Raw genomic sequence first — 18,384 nt, 5'->3', positions numbered from 1 at the left:
GCTCAGGCGGCGCCACGCACCTCGACGAGCCGGGCCAGAAGGCTGGCGCCGACGGGCAGGATCGTGTCGTCGAAAATGAATCCGGAATTGTGCAGCGGGACGGTTCCGTTGTGCCCCAGATTGAAGAAAGCACCCGGAACGACGCGCAGCAGATCGGCCATGTCCTCCGATCCCATCGTCAGTTCCGCATTCGGCTGCGCCTTGTCGCCGACGATTTCCTGCGCCACCTCAATGAGGTTGCCGACCCGCTCGGGATCGTTCGACAGCACGTCGAAGATGTTGCGGATATCGGCGGCGATCTCGATTTCGTGGGCGAGCGCGAAGCCGGCGCAGAGCTTGCGAATGCGGTTCTCGATCAGTTCGCCGTCAGCGTCGTGGAAGTATCGGAAGGTGCCGCGCAGGACTGCCGCTTCCGGAATGACGTTGTAGGCCGAGCCGGCATGGAACTGCGTGACCGAAACGACGGCGGGATGCGTTGGGTCGGTGTTGCGCGAGACGATCTCCTGCATCTCCTTGATCAGGCCCGAGCCGATGGTGATCGGATCGCGGCTGGCCTGGGGCATGGCCCCGTGGCTACCGCGGCCGTGGATTGTGATGTCGAAGAAGCTGGCGCCGGCCTGCGCCTTGCCCGGCCGGATCGTCAGCTGGGAGTGGTCCTGGTAGGGCGAATTGTGCATGCCGTAGAGCTCGTCGCAGGGGAAACGGTCGAACAGGCCGTCGCGCAGCATGGCGCGCGCGCCGCCGAGACCTTCCTCCGCCGGCTGGAAGATCAGTACGGCACGGCCCGAAAAATCGCGGTTGCCGGCGAGGTAGCGCGCAGCACCAAGCAGCATGGTGGTGTGCCCGTCGTGACCGCAACCATGAAACACACCGGGATTCTTCGAGGCATAGGGCAGGTTGGTCAGCTCATCCATCGGCAGGGCGTCCATGTCGGCGCGCAAGCCGATGCTGCGCCCCGGCCGGGTACCCTCGATGACACCAACCAGGCCAGTGCCGCCGATGCCGCGCTCGATGGTGACGCCCCAACTGGTAAGCAGATCCGCCACCCGCTGTGAGGTGCGATGCTCCTCGAAACCGAGTTCGGGATGCTGGTGAAAATCCTGGCGTATCGCGGTGAGATCGTCGGCGAACTGGGCGATCTGTTCAATCACAGGCATGGCGGACCGTCTTTCGTGGCTTTGGCCTGTCAGTGGCACTGGCGTCTTGTGAAGGCAAGCGTTTCGTCCTAGGGCGTCGAAGACGTGAACGGAGGCGCGGCTCGACTGGCCAACAGGCGCCGACACTTCAGACCCAGCCGCCTGAAAGAGGAAAAGATGTCAGCACAGACAATCGAGACGATTGCGGAAGAAGCCGGACAGTGGCGCCGCCACCTCCACCAGAATCCCGAGCTCTTGTTCGACCTGCCGGTAACGTCGGCCTTCGTTGCCGACAAGCTGAAGTCGTTCGGCTGTGATGAGGTCGTCACCGGCATTGCCACGTCGGGCGTCGTCGCGGTGGTGAAGGGAAAGCTAGGCGCCGGCCGGACGATCGGTCTGCGGGCCGACATGGACGCCCTGCCGATTGCCGAGCAGACCAACCTGGCCCATACGTCGAAGACCCCGGGCAAGATGCATGCGTGCGGCCATGACGGCCACACGGCAATGCTGCTCGGCGCCGCGCGACACCTCGCCTCGACCAGGGATTTTGCCGGCACGGCCGTGCTCATCTTCCAGCCGGCCGAGGAGGGCGGCGCCGGCGGGCGCGTCATGCTCGAGGAAGGGTTGCTGGAGCGTTTCGGCATCGAGGAAGTGTTCGGCATGCACAATGAGCCGGGCCTGCCTGTCGGTTCCTTCGCCATTCGGCCCGGCCCGATGCTGGCAGCAGCAGATCGCTTCGTCGTCACTTTGAACGGCAAGGGCTCGCATGCCGCTTCGCCACATGAATCGCGCGATCCCGTGTTGATATCAGCGCATCTGGTGACGGCGCTGCAGTCGATCGCCTCGCGCAACGTCGATCCATTCGACCCGGTCGTCCTGTCGGTCACCTATATCTCCGGCGGCAATGCGCTGGCGCTGAACGTCATCCCGGAGCAGGCCGTCATCGGCGGCACGATCCGCACCATCGATCCTAAGACGCGGAAGGCCGTCGAGCAGCGTTTCAGGGATATCGTCGCCAACACCGCGCGGCTGTTCGAAGCGCAAGCCGAGATCGACTGGCGGCCGGGCTACCCCGTGACAGTCAACGATCCCGAGATGACGAAGGCGGCTGTCGCAGTCGCCGCCGATGTCGTGGGCGAGGACAAGGTCAATGACAATTGTCAGTGCACGATGGGTGCGGAAGACTTTTCCTACATGCTCGAAAAGCGGCCCGGCGCGATCATCTGGCTGGGTAATGGCGACTCCGCCGGGCTTCACAATCCCGCATATGATTTCAACGACGATGCGATCGTCCATGGCGTTCGTTACTGGACGTCCCTCGTCAGCGGAAGACTGGCGCTGCCGGCCGAATGATGACTGCTGGGAGGGCGGCGCTCGCGCTCAGCGCGGCCCTCCCAAGCTATCGAGCTATTGGTGAAAGGTGGCGAGCGGCCACTGACAATAGCTTTGGTTTCTATCGATGCAGCTTCCGGTCCTTGGCCTGCGCCGCCAGGAGCACGAACGACACCGCCAGTATCGAAGCCAGGAAGATCGAGCCCGACAAGGCATAGATGGTCGGCGAGGCGCCTGAGTTCATCTTGCCGAACATCGCCAATGGCAGCGTGTTCTGCCGCCCGACCAGATAGAAGGCCCGGCCGAATTCGTTCAGCGACAGCAGGAACGAGAAGATGAAGGCGGCCACCAGGCCCGGCTTGATCAGCGGCAATGTCACGTCGACGAGTTGGCGCCACCAGGAAGCGCCGAGATCGGACGCGGCAAGCAGGTAGGAACGCCTGACGGCTGCCATGCTGGTCAGGATGACGGTGAAGGCGAATGGCAGCGCCCACAGCAGGTGGCTTGCCGCTACAGTGCCCCAGAAAGGCTTCAGTCCGATGCGTCCGAAAATCACCGAAAGCGACAGGCCCTGGATGATGCCGGGAACGAACATTGGCAGAAGCACGAACATGAACCAGCGCGAGCGCCATTTGCCGAGGTCCATGTAGGCGAGTGCCGACAATAGCGCGAGGCCGGTTGCCACCAGCGCGGTGATGGTCGCGACCAGCAGCGATTCCTGCAATGCGCTGATGAGGGTGCGCTCCTTGGCGAGCGCGAAATACCAGGTCAGGCTGATGTCGGACAGCGGCGGCAGCGCGGGCTGCAGCGCCGGATTGAACGACACCGCCACCAGGTACAGCGGCGGGAGGTAGATGATCGCCAGGCCAATGGCTGTCATCAGCCAGATGGCGGCCTTCAGCGGGCGGCTTTCGAAACCGGCTACCATGTGAATCCCTCGAACAGGCTGGTCAGCTTGAACAGTCGGTTGCCGATAAAAATCAGCCCGAACAGGATGATCAGCACCAGGGTCGAGATCGCGAAGGCCAGCGGGAAGTTCACCACCCGCATGACGTCGTTGATCATCACCGAGATCATCGATGCGGCGGCGCCGCCGAGCATCTGCACTTCGGTGGCCGACCCTGCCGCCATGACGAAGACGAAGAGGAACCCGGCGAATATGCCGGCCTGCGTCAGCGGCAGCAGGACCGAGCGGAAGGTCCGCCAGAAGCCGGCGCCAAGGTCCTGGCTTGCGGCGAGCAGCGATGGCTCGACGCGTTGCATCGACAGGATCAGTGGAAAGATGACGAAGGGCAAATACGAGGCGACGAGGCCGACATTGACGGCGAAATTGGAGAAAAGGAGCCAGTCGAGCGGCTGGTCGACGATCCCGAGATCCATCAGCCAGCCATTGATCAGGCCGTTGCGGCCGAGCACCAGCCGCCAGGAAAAGGCGCGGATCATGTATGAGGTAAAGAACGGGATGGTGAACAGCGCCATGAGCAGCAGTGCCGTTCGCCTGCTCGCCAGAAAATGCACCGCCATCGCGGCGGGATAGCCGATGACGACACATATCGCGGCGGTCAGGAACGCCTTGCCCAGCGATCCGACGATGACGCTCCAGCGCCCGGCCTCGAGAATCGCTTCATAACCGGCCAGGCTGAACTCCGGCCTGATCCAATAGGTCGCGGGATCCCAGGTCCAGAAACTCCAGACGAGGATGACGATCAGGGGCACGAAGCCCAGCAGCAGCACGATGAGTGCGGTGGGGAGTGCGAGTAGAAGGCCGGGCGATTTCATCTGGTTTCCAGAAAAAGGCGGGGGAGCGCGAACGGCTCCCGCCGCTGTTGGTCGCAATCAGGCGTTACGCAGCTTCTGCCACCATTCTTCGTAGAGCTGGAAATTGTCCGGGCGGGTGTTCTGCCAGGCGACCTTGCCACTGAACTTGGCCTTGACGTGCTCGGCCAGCGCCTTGACCTTTGCCGGGTCGAACTGGCTCGCATTCGCCTCGGCGTAGGCGACATTGCGATCGCTCGGCACGACGTAGCCGCGCTGTTCGCCAAGCGCGCAGCCATAGAAGCCGTCGAGCAGCCAATTGGCGAACTTGTGGGCGTCGTCGCCAAGGCCGCGGTCGACTGCTCCCTTGAGCAGGACCAGGTTGTTGCCCCAGCCCTCATAGCCTTCGACGGGCGCGGCATACTCGACCTGAAGACCGCGTTTTCGACCTTCGTAGACGATGGGCTCCCAGCCTGTCATGGCCAGCACTTCGCCGTCGCCGACAAGCTGCACGCCTTGCTCCCAGCCGCTCCAGAAGGTGCGGAACTGGCCATCCTTCTTGTGCTTGATGAGGAACTCCATGACCAGGCCAAGCTCGTCCTCGGTGAGGTTGCCCGGATTGCCGATCTTCTGGTTTTCCGACTCCTTCAGGTACATTGCGGCAAAGACCGCGCTGTTGATCCAGGCGTCTTCCATCGCCACCTGTCCCTTCAGCTTCGGGTCGAAGATGACGCCATAGCTGTCGACCTTGCCCAGCTTGTCGGGGCGATAGATGATCGAGTCGGCGTTGATGACGGCAGGCAGGCCATACTGCTTTCCGTCATGCTGCAGGTAGGGAATGTCCTTCGCCCACTGCCAGACGTTTTCGTAGTTGGGGATCTTCGACATGTCCCAGGGAACGATAGCGCCCTGGACAGCGAGTTCCTTCTCGGCGCCGCCCTGCAGGCCGCCGATATCGAAAAGGTCGTTAGCGTTGCCGGCGACCAGTCGGGCGACGGCCGGACCGGGGTCGTTGCCATTGTCGGTGAAGGCGACGTTCAGGCCCGCGTCGTCGGCTGCCCGAGACCAGGCGTCGCCGACGTCAAGCGTGCCAGTGGCCCAGAATGCCAGATCGCCCGCGGCCAGTGCCGACATGGGCCGAAACATGGAGCCGCCCGCCAGTGCCGCACCGCCGGCCCCGAGCGTCTTGAGCAATTGACGCCGGCTGATGTTGCTCGCCATCGCGCCGTTCAAAGAATTCATGTTGTTTGTCATCATGTTACCCCTTCTTTTTATGAAATTTCTTCAGGATGATCAGGTGTCACGGTTCGCCGTCGCTCCCGATGCGGGCACGGGCACCAAGGCGCCTCCGGCGAATTCGAGCCGCACTGGCTTGCCCGTTTCGGGCCAGGCATCGGCGAACTCGATCGGGATCTCGGCGTCGAGCTTCTGGCCGTCGCCAAGCTCCAGATAGAAGTCGAAGAACCGGCCGCGAAACTGGCGTCCGGCCACGATAGCTGCAAGTGAGCTCCCGGGCGCTGCATGCACGTTCGCGAGCGAAATGCGGTCGGGACGAACCGCCAGGAGTCCCATTTCACCGACGTCGCGAGCGCCTGGCAGAACCAGCCGCTCACCGGCTATGACGGCGACCGTGTCGCTGCCGCTGCGCTCCAGCCTTTCGGGTTTGAGCACGCGTTCCATGCCAACGAAGCGTGCGACGAAGTCATTGGCGGGATTGGCAAAGAAATCGGCCGGTCGTCCCACCTGCTCGAGCCTGCCCTTGTGCATGATGGCCATGCGGTCGCTGAGGCTCAGCGCTTCGTCCTGATTGTGGGTGACCAGCACGAAGGTCGATCCGGTTCGCTGGTGCAGCCTGCCGAACTCATCGCGCATCTGCTGGCGCAGCCTTTCGTCGAGCCCGGTCAGGGGCTCGTCGAGAAGCAGGATGCCTGGCTCCATGACGAGGGCGCGCGCCAGGGCGACTCGCTGTCGCTGCCCGCCGGACAGAAGATTGACGTTGCGCTCGGCAAATCCGGTCAGGTCGACCAGAGCGAGTGTGCTTTCGACCCGCTTTTTGCGCTCCGACGCAGCGACGCCCTTCACCTTCAATCCATAGGCGACGTTCTCTCCCACGCTCATGTGGGGAAACAGGGCGAGGTCCTGGAAGACGGTGTTTGACGGGCGGCGGTTCGCCGGCATGTCGGTGACATCCTGGCCATCGAACAGGACCCGCCCCGTGGTGGGGCGGTCAAAGCCGCCGATCAGCTTCAGCAGTGTGCTTTTTCCCGAGCCCGACGAGCCGAGCAACGTGAAGAATTCGCCGGCCTCGATCTTGAGACCCACGCGCTCCAGTGCTTTGACCGTGCCAAAGGTCCTGGTTACGTTGTCAATTCCAATCGAGATGGCCATGGCTAGCGGACCTCTTCGGTGATTACCATGATGCCCCGGTCGGTGATCTCCAGGACTTGCCCTGCATGAACAAGCGTTGTCGTGGTGGGCTCTTCGACAAGCAGCGGACCACTCAGGCGCTCGCCGCAGGGCAGGCCGTTACGATCATAGACAGCGCATAATTTCCAGCCGCCATCGTTGCCAAAATAGACTTTGCGTTCGCCTTTGCGCGCCTTGGCGACAGTGCGGCCGTCATTGTCGATCAACGGGCAGTCGATGACGTTGCCGGCGATCTCGGCCTGAAGATGCAGGTTCGTCACCTCGATGCGCGCGTCGGGCAGGCGGAACGAGTAGGCGGTCTCGTGAGCGAGATGGAAGGCCTCGGCGAAATCGGCGAGTTGCATCGACGGCGTGAACCGTGTCGACACGCTGTGCTCCTGTCCGTGGTAGCGCATTTCGACGGTGTAGCTGAAGGCGATGCCGTCCTTGTTGTCGAGGTCGAAATAAGACAGCGCCTCGCCTTCCATGTCGGCGAACACGGTTGCCAAATCGCCAAGCGACGACGCGGCGAGTGGCGAGAACCACGTCTTGCGAATGTCCGCGCGCGGATGCGCTGCCAGCATGCCCCAGGCCGAGAAGATGCCCGAATGCGGTGGGATGATGATCGACTTGGCGTTGAGTTCGCGGCCGAGGCGGGCGCCCAGCATCGGCCCGGCGCCGCCGCTGACGATCAGCGCGAGGTCGCGTGGATCGTGGCCGCGCTGGACGGTGACCAGTTTCAGGGCGTTGATCATGTTGGATTCGGCGACGTCGATGATGGCCTGGGCTGTGTCGTCGACGGACAGGGCGAGTGGTCCGGCCAGCCTGGCGATGGCCTGGCGCGCGAGTCCGACGTCGAGGGCCATGGCGCCTTCGGCAAATGCAGCAGGATCGAGCAGCCCGATGGCCACCTTGGCGTCGGTGACCGTCGGCTCGGTTCCGCCAAGGCCGTAGCAGGCCGGCCCGGGAGCGGATCCCGCACTTTTCGGCCCTACCCGCAGGCCGCCGGCGGCGTCGATCCAGGCGATCGAGCCTCCGCCCGAGCCGATCTCGACGATGTCGACCACAGGCACCTGGACCGGATAACCGGGGAAGGTGCGGGCCCATTCCAGCTTGTATTCGGCGTCTAGATTGGGCTTGCCGTCACGAATGAGCGTGCATTTTGCCGTGGTGCCGCCGACGTCGAGATAAAGCACGTCCTTTTCGCCGAGGATCGCGCCGATCCTGGCGGCACCAGCTGCGCCGCCCGAAGGGCCGGATTCGACAAGGGTCAACGGACTGGCGACGGCTTGCGAGAACGTCGCGACGCCGCCATTCGACAACATCGCATAATAGGCCGAATACACGCCCTTGGCGGCCAGCGCCTTTTCGAGATTGGCGAAGTAGCGCTGGATGATCGGCTGCACATAGGCGTTGAGGGCAACCGTGTTGGTGCGTTCGTATTCGCGCCATTGGCGCGAAATCTCGTAGCTGGCGCAGACGGTGACGCCCGGCAGCAGGTTGCGCAGCAGCGCAGCGCAGCGCAGCTCGTGGTCCGGATGGGCGTAGCTGTGCAGGAATATGACCGCTACGGCCTCGACGCCCTCATCCCGAAACAGGCGCGCGGCTTGGCGAATGTCGTCTTCGTTGAGCGGTTCGATGACCCTCCCGTCCGCGCCGACCCGTTCGCGGACCTCCGTTCGCAGCTTCCTGGGAATGAACGGTTCGGGGCTGTGGAACTGGAGATTGTAGAGGTCGGGGCGGTTGCCGCGGCCGATCTCGAGCACGTCGCGAAACCCTGCCGTGGTCACTAGGGCGGTCTTGACGCCCTTGCGTTCGGTAATCGCGTTGATCACCGTCGTTCCGCCATGGGCGAAGAACCGGACCTTGTCGGGGTCCAGGCCGCTGGCATTCTCTGCGCGGTCGATCACATCGAGCACGCCGATCGACTGGTCCTGGGGGGTGGTCAGGCTCTTTGAGGTGAACACTTTTCCGGTTTTCTCGTCATACCCAACGAGATCGGTGAAGGTGCCGCCGACATCGGTTGCAAGTCTGATCATTTCGTCGCCATGCCCCGGTGGTTGTATTCCGATGCCGCATGTTCCGCGCTGATGTAGCCGGCGCGGATGTCCTCGGCGATCGCGTCATTGCTTCTCTTGGCTGCGTCGCCCCAGCCGCCGCCGCCGCCGGTGGCGATGCGCAGCACGTCGCCCTTGACGACCCGGCGGTGAGACAATCGACCATAGGAGGTGGTGTTCCCGGCTTCGTTGTCGACGACATCAAGGCGGTTGAGACTTCCGGCATCCCCGCCGTCCATGCCCCAGGGCGGGGTTCGCGAGCGGCCGAAGCCGCTGTGGATGTCGGCCTCACCGGACAGGATCTCGTATTCGCGCACGACCCCGAAGCCGCCGCGCCACTGGCCTGCGCCGGCTCCGCCCTCGACATTGAGTGCGTAGCGCCGGACGTGGAGCGGAAACTTGGCTTCGATGAGTTCGACCGAGTAGTTGTAGGTATCGCCATCGGTCAGGGCGATCACCGCGCTGGCGCCATCGCGACCGGGCGCGCCACCCCAGCCGCCATGCTGCGGCTCGATGTGGATGAACTCTTCGCCGTCGGCAGTCCGGCCATTGATGTAGGTCACGCACAGGCTGGAATAGGAGCCGGCGGAGAAACGTTCCGGCATCAGCGGCGCAAGCGCCTTCCAAACCAGCTCTGAGGCATGGACAGATCCTTCGTAGTACCAGCCTGTCGGCGAAGGTTTCTGCGCCGTGAAGACAGTCCCGTCGGGCGCGATCACCGAAAGTGGCCGGAACCATCCTTCGTTGGACGGCTCCTGTGGCGCCACCAGCGCCTTGAAGATGGTCTTCACGGCCGAGCTGAGCGCGCCGCGCGCGCAGTTGATCGGGCCTGCCGCCGCAGGTGGGCAGCCGGTGAAATCCACCTCCATGCGGCCACCCTCGATCCGGATGGCGACCTTCACTTCGATGGGATCGGTGGTAATGCCATCGCCGTCGATGACGTCGGTTGCCTCGTAGAGGCCGTCCGGCAGTGCAGCTATGACGTCCTTGCTGCGCCGCTCGCTGACATCGAGGAGGTGATCGAATGCGTCCTGGATCGTGCCCGCGCCATATTTCTCGACCATCTCCAGGATGCGGCGCTCGGCGATGCGCACCGTGGCAAGCTGCGCATTGAGGTCGCCTAGCGCGACTTCCGGCAGGCGGACATTCTCGCTGATGATGCGGACCATGTCGGGCAGCAGCTTGTCATCACGCGCAATGCGGACGCAGGGCAGGCGAAGGCCTTCCTGAAACACCGAATTGGCGTCCGGGGGCAGGCTGCCGGGCACCGCGCCGCCGACGTCCAACCAATGGGCGACATTGATGGCGAATGCGATGATGCGGCCTTCGGCGAAGATCGGACGCATGATCGCCAGATCGCAGGAATGCGTCCCCCCGGAATAGGGGTCGTTGGTAACCAGCACGTCGCCCGGCGCCATGTCGTCGGCGAACCTCTCGACCAGGCTGCGAACCTGAGTGGCGAAGGTGCCGGTAAACAGCGTGATGCCGTTGGTCTGGGCAATCAGGTCGCAGTCGCGGGTGCAGATACCGCAGGCGAAATCCAGAACCTCGTAGATTACGGGGCTCATGCTGGTCCGCGCCATCACGATGCCCATCTCGTCGACCATCGACAGTAGCTTGCCCTGGATAATCTCCTGGGTCACGGGATCGACGGTTCGCACCTGCTGCTCCATTCCGCACCTTTTTGACTGCAGCGCGTATCTGCTGCCCATGCGGAAAGGTTGCATCGTGGAAGGGGCTTGCATACCCGACCGATCGGGTGGGCAGCCTGATTGCGCGCCCACCCGAAATGACGGTTAGGCTAATAGTCCTAGTTCTCGCGCGACCGAGATGGCTGAGGTGCGCGAGTGGACATTGAGTTTCGAGAAGACGTTCCGGACGTGAAACTTCACGGTGTTTTCGCTCACGTCCATGTGCCTGGCGATCTCCTTGTTGGAGAAGCCGCCGCAGATCAGGGAAATGACCTTCAGTTCCTGCTGGGTCAGCGTGTGCGGTGCGCCCGCGGTATCGGCCGCGGTTCCGGTGCTCCCTTGTCCAGAACTCGAAGCGTCTGCCGGGGCGAATATCTGGCCGACGCGCCGTGCGATCAGGCTGTCGGGGCCGGCCTCCTGCGCGCGCTGGCGCAGCAAGGCGAGCATTTCGGGACCCTCTTCGAAAAAGGCCGCGCGATACGTTGCGCTGGGCAGGGTCAGCAGGATTTCGTCCAGTACGGAAGCGGTGCGTTCGGTCTTACCGGCCTTCATGCTGGCCAGCACCGCCAGCAGGCGTATTCGCAGCATTCGCGGCACGCTGAAGGGACGCTCCTGCGCCACCTCCAGGCGTTGCAGCATGTCGAGTGCGCGCTCGATCTGGCCTTCCTGTATCCAGACCCGTACCCACAATGTGGCGGGTACCTCGCCGCGCAGCCGGATTGAAAGCCGGTTTCGCTCGATGTCAAACGCCGTTTCCGGGCCGAGGTCGAAACGGTCGGCGAAACGCTTGGCACCCTGGATGTCGCCAAAGTGGATGATCGAGCGCATCTGCTCGCGCGCCACCAGCCTTTGCAGGCGGGAAAAGCCACGGCGCTGCGCGGTGCGCCGTGCCTGTTCGAGCACGGCGTCGATGCCGTCGAAATCGTTCCTGACCGTTCTTGCGCGAATGCGGGACAGATAGGCTGCCGCCAACAGGTCGAACCAGCAGTCGTTCTTCTCCAGATGCGGCAGCGACCATTCGAGGATGCGCTCGGCACCATCATGAAGGCCGCGCTCCGACAGCGTCTCCGCCAGCAGTACCTGGGCGATCGCGTCGAGGTCGCACCCCTTGCCGATGGCGTTCTGCGCATCGCTGGCCAGGCGCTCGTAGGCCGCACTCGCGCCTTCCATGTCGCCGCGAAAGAACTGTGCCTGTCCGACGTGGACGTGGAGATGCATCGCCCCGAAAAGGGCTCCGGCCTGGGTGAAGGACTGGATCGCCAGGTTGCCGTGGCGCTCGGCGCGTTCGAACTCGCTGCGTTCGAGATATTGGAAACACAGCAGGTTGTAGGTCAGCGCGCGCTGCACCGGTTCCACCAGTTCAAGCAGCGTCAGGTCGCGCTCGAGCAGCGACAGGTCGAGGGCTTCGATGCGGTCATCCCGGTACAGCGCCATGAGGGCGCCGATCAGGCGAACCTCGTTGACGAGGATGTTGTCGGAACGGTCGATGGTCCGATCGACCAGCTCGAAATAGTGGGTTGCCAGCGCCAGGTTGCCGCCCTTGGCCGCGGCTACGGCCAGTCCGAGGAAGCTGCGTGGGAACTTTGCGGCTTCCGGTTCGGGCAGCACCGCCGCCAGCGCATGAAACTGCTGCAGCAGACCACGGGCGCCGGCATAGACCTGCCGCCATCCCCCGGCACTTTCGGAAAATTCCCCGGCAAGACGGAAATCCTCCGCATGCAAGGCGTGGCGGATGGCGCTCGCCCAGTCGCGCCGGGCGGCATACCAGTGCGCGGCATTGCGCCTGATCTGGTTGATGTCCAGTCCGCGCGCGAGCGCTTCCTGCATCAGGTACTCCTGGAACACCGCATGCAGCTTGAACTGCTTGTGCCCGTCGTCGAAAGCCTCGATCGGCAAGCCGCCGACAGCGATGTCGGAGGTCAGTTCGGCTGCGGCTGAAGGGCTGACGACCGCGCTCGCCAGCTCGGCACTGAAATAGGGCAGGGCCGCCACGCCGACCAGCACCGACTGCATGTGGATCGAGAGCGACGAAAACACCTGTTCCGACAGGTAGCGCGCCATATCGAGCTGGGTGCCGCTGAATTCGAGCAGGTCCCTGTCTGTCACGGCCCCGTCGCGCAACAGCACGCGAGCCAGTTGCAGTGCCACGGCCCAGCCCTGGGTCTTCTGGACCAGCGCCTCGATCTGCGATTTGTCGAGCTTGACCCCGGCCATGGCGAGCAGGTTCTGAGCCTCACCTGGCGAGAAACGCAGATCGCTGGCTTTCAGATAGGTGAGCTGGCCATTCAGCTGCATCGCCGAGATCGCCAGCCGCGGCTCCGATCTGGAGATGATCAGCAGCCTGAGGTTTCGCGCCTGCGGTGAAAACAGGAGCCGCGCCAGCGTCGCGTCGTTTTCATCGCTCTGGGCGAAATGGTAGTCGTCGAGGAACAGGTACAACGGACGGCGCAGCCGTTGCAACTGGGTCAGGATGACGCCCAGGACATGCTGCTGCGACAGGCTGGAATAATCCTGAGCCGCTGCGGGAAAGACGTGCGCGGCGGTGAGAACGCCAAGCAGTCCGAGCAGGAAGTGGGTGCCGTCGCGGTCGTCGCCATCGAGCGCGGCCCAAGCCGCCTGGTGGCCCTGCTTGCGCAGGTCCTCGTAGCGCTGGTTCATCAACGAGGACTTGCCGAAACCGGCCGGCGCGACAACCAGCGTCAGGCGCCGGTCGCCGGCGTCGTCGAGCAGCCTCAGCGTGCGGACGCGCCTGACCTGCGCCATGCGCGCATCGGCCCCGCCTTCAGAGATGTGTTCGGGCGACAATGCCACCATTCCTGCCAGGATCCAGCATCAACCAACGATGCCGTTATCATAGGCGGCGGCAAAAATGTACCACCTTAAGACTGCTCCGGGCTGCTTAAGGCATTCACTGCTCGCGCAGCGCACGCTGGAACTGGTCAAGCAGAGGTTTGGCCAGATAGGAAATCGCGGTGCGATCCTCGGTCGCGACAAAGACCTCCAGTGGCATGCCCGGCCTTAGCTTGTTCTCGCCCAGCTTTGCCATCTCGCCGTCGGAGACGCGAATTTCGGCGATGTAATGGGGCTGGCCGGTCGCCTGGTCGATCGACGTCGCGGCCGAGACATAGGCAATTTCACCGGCCAGCTCCGGCGTGGTGCGCTGGTTGAAGGCGCTGAACCGAAGCTTCGCGGCCTGGCCGATGTGTACCTGGTCGATGTCGGTCGGGGCGAGCCGGGCCTCGATCTTGAGCTCTGCCCCCTCGGGCACGATCGTGACGAGCTTCTCGGCCGGGGTGATGACCCCGCCAAGCGTGTTGACGGCAAGTTCGTTGACGATGCCCGCAATCGGGCTGCGGATGTCGGCGCGGTGGAGGCGGTCCTCGATCGCGGCTGCGCGCTCCTTGAGTTCCGCCAGTTTCGGCTCGACCGTGGAAAGGTCATGCTGGGCCTGTGTGCGTGCGGCATCGCCAACCGCGATGGTCTGCAGCCTGATCTCGCTGATCTGCACCTTGGCGCGGGCAATGCCGGCTCCGATCTCGGCCGTCTCGCCATTGAGGCGTGCAAGTTCACGGTTGGTGGTAAACACCCGCGAACTCTCGATCAGCTTCTGGTCCACCAGCCCCTTGATCTTGCGTTGCTCGGTCTCGATGATTGCGACTTCATCGAGCTTCGCGGCGTGCTGCGCCTCCAGCCCGCTGATCTCCTCGCCCAGTTGCTCGATGCTCAGCGTGAGTTGCTCGATCTGCGTCTTCCTGTTGCGCAGGTTCCCTTCGAGCAGCCTCGTCTCGCCGCGCACGACGTCATCGATATGTTGTCCGGCCTCATCGGAGAGCTTTGGCAGCTCCATCCGATCGAGCCCGTCGCGCTCGGCCATCAACCTGCCCTTCCTGATCGACAGTTCGGCCAGTTGCCCGCGAACGATGGACAGTTCAGCCCGTGTCTGTGCGTCGTCCAGGCGCAACAGAACCTGTCCGGCCTTGACGAAGTCGCCTTCGCGCACGGCAATTTCGCTGACGATGCCGCCATCACGATGCTGGATGGCCTTGAGGTTCCGATCCACCTTGACGGCGCCGGTGGCGATCACGGCCGCGGTCAGCTCGGCTGTGGCAGCCCAGCCGCCTGCACCCGCAAGCAACAGGACGCCGAAGGCGAGGCCGGCCGCAACCCGTCCACCCAGGCGAAATCGCTTCTCGTCGTCGTCTGGATTGCGATTGATCAATTTGCCCTGTCGGTGCGTATCCATGGTGTCCTCCCGCGTCAGGCGGTTTCCGAGACGGTGACCTGGCTGTCGCCGCTGATCATGATCGCCAGTTCGTAGTGGTCGTCATTGTCGAGGTCGGCCTCGATCAGCGTGCGGCGAACGTTGCCGGTGTACTCGTGGCTGATCAGGATCGGGAGATCGTCGTCGCCGCCGTCGCCATAGACGTCTTCGAAGCGATCCTCGAGGCTGTCGACGACCTCCTTGAAGATCTCGTAGTGGGATACGCGGATGCGGTCGCCCGCCATGAAATCGAGGATCTCGTAGGCAACCCGCAGGCCTGCCCCCGAAAGCGCTTCAAACTCGAAAAGGTCGTCGCCGCTGCCGCCGCGGAAGGAAGCGCCTTGTCCGTTGCCTTTGAAGTGGTCATCTCCCGACCCACCGATGAAGACCTCGAAGTTCGAGATCGTGTCCGTGCCGGTCTCGACGCCGCTGACCTTGCCGGACGCGAGATCGAACGAAACGCTGGTTGTCGCGGCAGCATAGTCGAGGGTGTCGGTGCCTTCGCCGCCGTCGTAGCTGTCGGCAACGAAGTCGAGGTCGCCGATCACGGTATCGTCGCCGCCGCCGCCATCGACATCATCGGTGCCGGCCCCGCCCGAGAGGGTGTCCAGTCCATCGCCGCCAAACATCTTGTCCGCGCCGGCATCTCCCATGACAACGTCATCGTCGTCGCCACCGTGCAGGGTATCGTTGCCGTCACCGCCTGCCAGGCGGTCGTTGCCTTCGTCTCCGGAAAGCTCGTCGTCGTCAGCGCCGCCGAACAACAGATCGTTGTCTCGGCCGCCGAACAGCCGGTCCCGGCCGCCGTCTCCGAACAAAGTATCGTCGCCGTTCTCTCCGAACAGCCTGTCGTCGCCGTCGCCTCCCGAAATCCAGTCGTTGCCGGTGCCACCGAAAACGGTGTCGTTGCCGAGCCCGGCAAACACGGTGTCCGCACCGGCGCCTGCCACGATGTGGTCGTTTCCGGCACCGCCGAAGACGATGTCGCTGCCGCCGCGTGCGTCAATGTTGTCATGGCCATCGCCGCCATCGATTTCGTCGCCGCATTCGGTCCCAACCAGAAGGTCGTCCTCCGAACGGCCGGAAATGCTGTTGCGGACGACCGCGAAATAGGCATTCTGCATCACCGATCGCGCGCCGTCGGTGATTTCATAGGCAATCGTCACAACCCCATAGCCGCTGGGGTCGAACAGCCAGGCCCCCCCCATCGCAGTCAGCGAGCCGGAGGAGGCGGTGATGTTCCTGACCGACAGCGCATCGCCATCCGGATCGACGGCGTTGGCGAGCAGGTCGGTAAGCCCGATCAAGGCAATGGCGCAGCCGGCGACGTCCGCCAGATAGACAGGCCCGCTGGTGCGCGGTGCGCGGTTCTGCTGTTCTTCTTCCTCGCCGCCCTGGCCGGGCTCATTGCCGCCAGGTCCACCTGGTCCGTCCGGCCCATCGGAACCACCCGGCCCATTGCCGTCCGATTCTCCCGTGCCGGGAGCCGGATTGTCGTTGGCGGCCATGAATGCTCCGGCGAACCTGAAGGGCAAGGTCGCTACCGGGCCGAAGGACGCGTAGTCGATGAACTCGAACTCGGGCGCCCAGATGGTCTCGAACGATGCCGGGCTCTGGAGATCGACGAGCCTGTCACCCGATCCTGGCGGGCTGCCTATGGCCGGAGGCGAGCCATCCGAGCCGTCAGCTTGTGTCTGGTCCGCAGCAGCCTGGAGAGCCAGCGCGGCTCCGCCCTGGCCCGGCTGTTCGCCGGCGTCGTCAGCCCTGTTCTCGGGGAGTGCTTCAGCTTCCGCCTTGCTGCTCCAGCCGGGCAGCATGGGCTTGATGTAAAGCGCAATGCCGGCCAGCAATGCGGCAAAGGCGAGGGGCCAGCGCGAGGTCTTGGGTTCGGTGCTGAAGCGGTAAGGGTGAGGGGCCGCCGGTTCGGTCGTTTCCGGTCGTGTCGATTTGACGGTGATGGTCATGCCGAGACCTTTGCGTTGACGCTCGGGCGTGCCTTCTTGACGACTGTGTCGAGGTTCGCCACCTGAGCTTGCGGCCGCGCCTGCAAGATCGTGTTCTTCGGGCCGATCGCGCTGATCTTGCCGTTCTGCACCACGGCAACGATCTCGACCGCGGCCAGCGCGCTCGGCCGGTGCGCGACGACGATGGCGATGCCGCAACGCGCGCGGATCGCCAGGATCGCGCTGGTCAGCGCGGCCTCGCCCTCGGCATCCAGATTGGAGTTCGGCTCGTCCATGACAACGAGGAAGGGATTGCCGTAGAGCGCCCGGGCGAGCCCGATGCGCTGGCGTTGGCCCGCCGAAAGCGCCATTCCCTGCGCGCCGAGCTGGGTGTGGTAGCCGTCGGGCATGCGCACGATCATCTCGTGAACGCCTGCAGCGCGAGCGGCCTCGACGATGGCCCGCGGATCGGCTTCGGGGTCGAAGCGGCAGATGTTTTCCTCGATCGTGCCATCAAGCAGCGCGACCTCCTGCGGCAGGTAGCCGATATGGCGGCCGATAACCTCGTCGCGCCATTGGGTGAGTTCGGAATCGTCGAGTCGGACGCTGCCGCGCAAGGCTGGCCAGATGCCGGTGAGTGCCCTGACCAGCGTCGTCTTGCCACCGCCGGAGGGGCCGATGACGCCCAGCGCCTGCCCGGCGTCGAGCTGGAATTCCACGTCGCTGAGCAACACGCGGCCCGTAGCCGGGGCTGCAACCGTGAGTTTTTCGACCTTCAGATTGCGCGCAGGCGCAGGCAGTTCCATCGGCTCGGGAACCTTGCTCAGCGCCACGGCCGTTTCCTTCAGGCGCCGCCATGCACTGCGGCCCTGGGCGAAATTCTTCCAGTTGCCGATTGCCAGGTCGACCGGAGCCAGTGCGCGCGCCGAAGCGACCGAGGCGGCGATAATAGCGCCCGCAGACAGGTTGCCCTGGATCGTCAGATAGGCACCCAGTCCTAGAATCGCCGATTGCAGCAGCATCCGCAGCACACGGGAGATGGCGCCGAACGTACCGCTGACGTCGCTGGTGCGGGTCTGCAGAGCAAGATGCTCGGCATTGGCAGCGGTGAAGCGCGACACGGCCCGGCCGGCAAAGCCCATCGCCTTCAGCACCTCGGCGTTGCGCGCGTTGGAATCGGCAATCTGATTGCGCAGGATCGCCGCCCTGTGCGTTTCGGCAGCATGGCCGCGTGTCATCAATTCGGTTGCGATGGTGAGCAGTGCCAGCACGAATGCGCCGCCGAGCGTCAATGCGCCGAGATAGGGATGCAACATGTAGACAAAGAGGATGTAGAGCGGCATCCAGGGCAGGTCGAACAACGCCACCGGCCCCTGGCTGCCGAGAAAACCGCGAACGGTGTCGACATCGCGGCCACGCTCCAGCGCCTCCGCCGTCGAAAAGCCGAAGCGCGGCATGTCTATCGCCACCCGATGCGCCATCGGCGCGATCTGTCGATCGAGGCGTCCACCGACGCGGACAAGCACCTGGGATCGGAGGATGTCGAATATGCCCTGGAAGATGTAGAGCCCGATCGCCAGCAGCGACAGCGCAAGCAGCGTCGGCACGCTGCCGCTTGTCAGCGCCCGGTCGTAGATCTGCAGCATGTAGATCGAGCCGGTCAGCGCGAGCACGTTGATAATGCCCGATATGGAGAACAGGAAGACGACGATGCCGCGAAAGCCGCGCGTCAGTTCGCCTGCTGTCCGAGGGCGCGACCTGGCGCCCTTGTCACCCTTGTCACTGCTCATGAACCCACCCACC

At 64.0% G+C, this 18,384-nt stretch carries 12 protein-coding genes; 1 reads left to right on the top strand and 11 read right to left on the bottom strand.

The features are described from left to right. Positions 1–2: 2 nt before the first annotated feature. Positions 3–1,157, bottom strand: coding sequence for a M20 aminoacylase family protein (locus GGR00_RS23785; RefSeq protein ID WP_184701597.1), 1,155 nt, complete (start codon positions 1,155–1,157; stop codon positions 3–5). A 156-nt stretch (positions 1,158–1,313) separates the two neighbouring features. Between GGR00_RS23785 and GGR00_RS23780 the strand changes: the two genes are divergently transcribed. After that, complete coding sequence (locus GGR00_RS23780) at positions 1,314–2,489, top strand: M20 aminoacylase family protein (RefSeq protein WP_184701595.1); 1,176 nt, start codon at positions 1,314–1,316, stop codon at positions 2,487–2,489. Positions 2,490–2,589: 100 nt separating this feature from the next. Here the strand turns inward: GGR00_RS23780 and GGR00_RS23775 are convergent, their stop codons facing one another. The 10 genes from GGR00_RS23775 to GGR00_RS23730 form a co-directional block, all read right to left on the bottom strand. Beyond that, on the bottom strand, positions 2,590–3,396 hold the full coding sequence (locus GGR00_RS23775) for an ABC transporter permease (protein WP_184701593.1): 807 nt from the start codon (positions 3,394–3,396) through the stop codon (positions 2,590–2,592). After that, complete coding sequence (locus GGR00_RS23770) at positions 3,390–4,247, bottom strand: ABC transporter permease (RefSeq protein WP_184701591.1); 858 nt, start codon at positions 4,245–4,247, stop codon at positions 3,390–3,392. The genes GGR00_RS23775 and GGR00_RS23770 overlap by 7 nt, the downstream gene beginning before the upstream one ends. 57 nt (positions 4,248–4,304) lie before the next feature. Continuing rightward, positions 4,305–5,477 carry an ABC transporter substrate-binding protein gene (locus GGR00_RS23765; RefSeq protein WP_184701692.1) on the bottom strand — a complete coding sequence of 391 codons (1,173 nt, stop codon included), beginning with the start codon at positions 5,475–5,477 and terminating at the stop codon, positions 4,305–4,307. 39 nt (positions 5,478–5,516) lie between these two features. Then, positions 5,517–6,611 carry an ABC transporter ATP-binding protein gene (locus GGR00_RS23760; protein WP_184701589.1) on the bottom strand — a complete coding sequence of 365 codons (1,095 nt, stop codon included), beginning with the start codon at positions 6,609–6,611 and terminating at the stop codon, positions 5,517–5,519. Positions 6,612–6,613: 2 nt separating this feature from the next. Next, complete coding sequence (locus tag GGR00_RS23755; protein ID WP_184701587.1) at positions 6,614–8,668, bottom strand: hydantoinase/oxoprolinase family protein; 2,055 nt, start codon at positions 8,666–8,668, stop codon at positions 6,614–6,616. Then, positions 8,665–10,347 carry a hydantoinase B/oxoprolinase family protein gene (locus tag GGR00_RS23750; RefSeq protein ID WP_343065630.1) on the bottom strand — a complete coding sequence of 561 codons (1,683 nt, stop codon included), beginning with the start codon at positions 10,345–10,347 and terminating at the stop codon, positions 8,665–8,667. Before GGR00_RS23750 ends, GGR00_RS23755 begins: the two co-directional genes overlap by 4 nt. A 135-nt stretch (positions 10,348–10,482) precedes the next feature. After that, positions 10,483–13,182 (bottom strand): LuxR C-terminal-related transcriptional regulator, encoded by a 2,700-nt coding sequence (locus GGR00_RS23745; protein ID WP_184701583.1) that lies wholly within the window; start codon positions 13,180–13,182, stop codon positions 10,483–10,485. A gap of 103 nt (positions 13,183–13,285) precedes the next feature. Beyond that, positions 13,286–14,620 (bottom strand): HlyD family type I secretion periplasmic adaptor subunit, encoded by a 1,335-nt coding sequence (locus tag GGR00_RS23740; protein ID WP_184701581.1) that lies wholly within the window; start codon positions 14,618–14,620, stop codon positions 13,286–13,288. A 14-nt stretch (positions 14,621–14,634) separates the two neighbouring features. After that, entirely contained in the window at positions 14,635–16,602 is a 1,968-nt protein-coding gene (locus GGR00_RS23735) for a calcium-binding protein (protein ID WP_184701579.1), read from the bottom strand. Beyond that, the gene (locus tag GGR00_RS23730; RefSeq protein WP_184701577.1) at positions 16,599–18,371 is read right to left on the bottom strand and encodes a type I secretion system permease/ATPase; all 1,773 of its coding nucleotides are present in this window, start codon (positions 18,369–18,371) and stop codon (positions 16,599–16,601) included. The genes GGR00_RS23735 and GGR00_RS23730 overlap by 4 nt, the downstream gene beginning before the upstream one ends. Positions 18,372–18,384 lie beyond the last annotated feature (13 nt).

This window comes from Aminobacter aganoensis (assembly GCF_014206975.1).
GTDB classification, from domain to species: domain Bacteria; phylum Pseudomonadota; class Alphaproteobacteria; order Rhizobiales; family Rhizobiaceae; genus Aminobacter; species Aminobacter aganoensis.
Note: the sequence above shows the minus strand (reverse complement) of the source record. Positions and strands in the feature narration are given on the sequence as shown.

Coding starts and splice junctions, on each gene's coding strand:
- GGR00_RS23785 (WP_184701597.1), bottom strand. CDS start 1,157: ATGCCTGTGATTGAACAGATCGCCCAGTTCGCCGACGATCTCACCGCG.
- GGR00_RS23780 (WP_184701595.1), top strand. CDS start 1,314: ATGTCAGCACAGACAATCGAGACGATTGCGGAAGAAGCCGGACAGTGG.
- GGR00_RS23775 (WP_184701593.1), bottom strand. CDS start 3,396: ATGGTAGCCGGTTTCGAAAGCCGCCCGCTGAAGGCCGCCATCTGGCTG.
- GGR00_RS23770 (WP_184701591.1), bottom strand. CDS start 4,247: ATGAAATCGCCCGGCCTTCTACTCGCACTCCCCACCGCACTCATCGTG.
- GGR00_RS23765 (WP_184701692.1), bottom strand. CDS start 5,477: ATGACAAACAACATGAATTCTTTGAACGGCGCGATGGCGAGCAACATC.
- GGR00_RS23760 (WP_184701589.1), bottom strand. CDS start 6,611: ATGGCCATCTCGATTGGAATTGACAACGTAACCAGGACCTTTGGCACG.
- GGR00_RS23755 (WP_184701587.1), bottom strand. CDS start 8,668: ATGATCAGACTTGCAACCGATGTCGGCGGCACCTTCACCGATCTCGTT.
- GGR00_RS23740 (WP_184701581.1), bottom strand. CDS start 14,620: ATGGATACGCACCGACAGGGCAAATTGATCAATCGCAATCCAGACGAC.
- GGR00_RS23735 (WP_184701579.1), bottom strand. CDS start 16,602: ATGACCATCACCGTCAAATCGACACGACCGGAAACGACCGAACCGGCG.
- GGR00_RS23730 (WP_184701577.1), bottom strand. CDS start 18,371: ATGAGCAGTGACAAGGGTGACAAGGGCGCCAGGTCGCGCCCTCGGACA.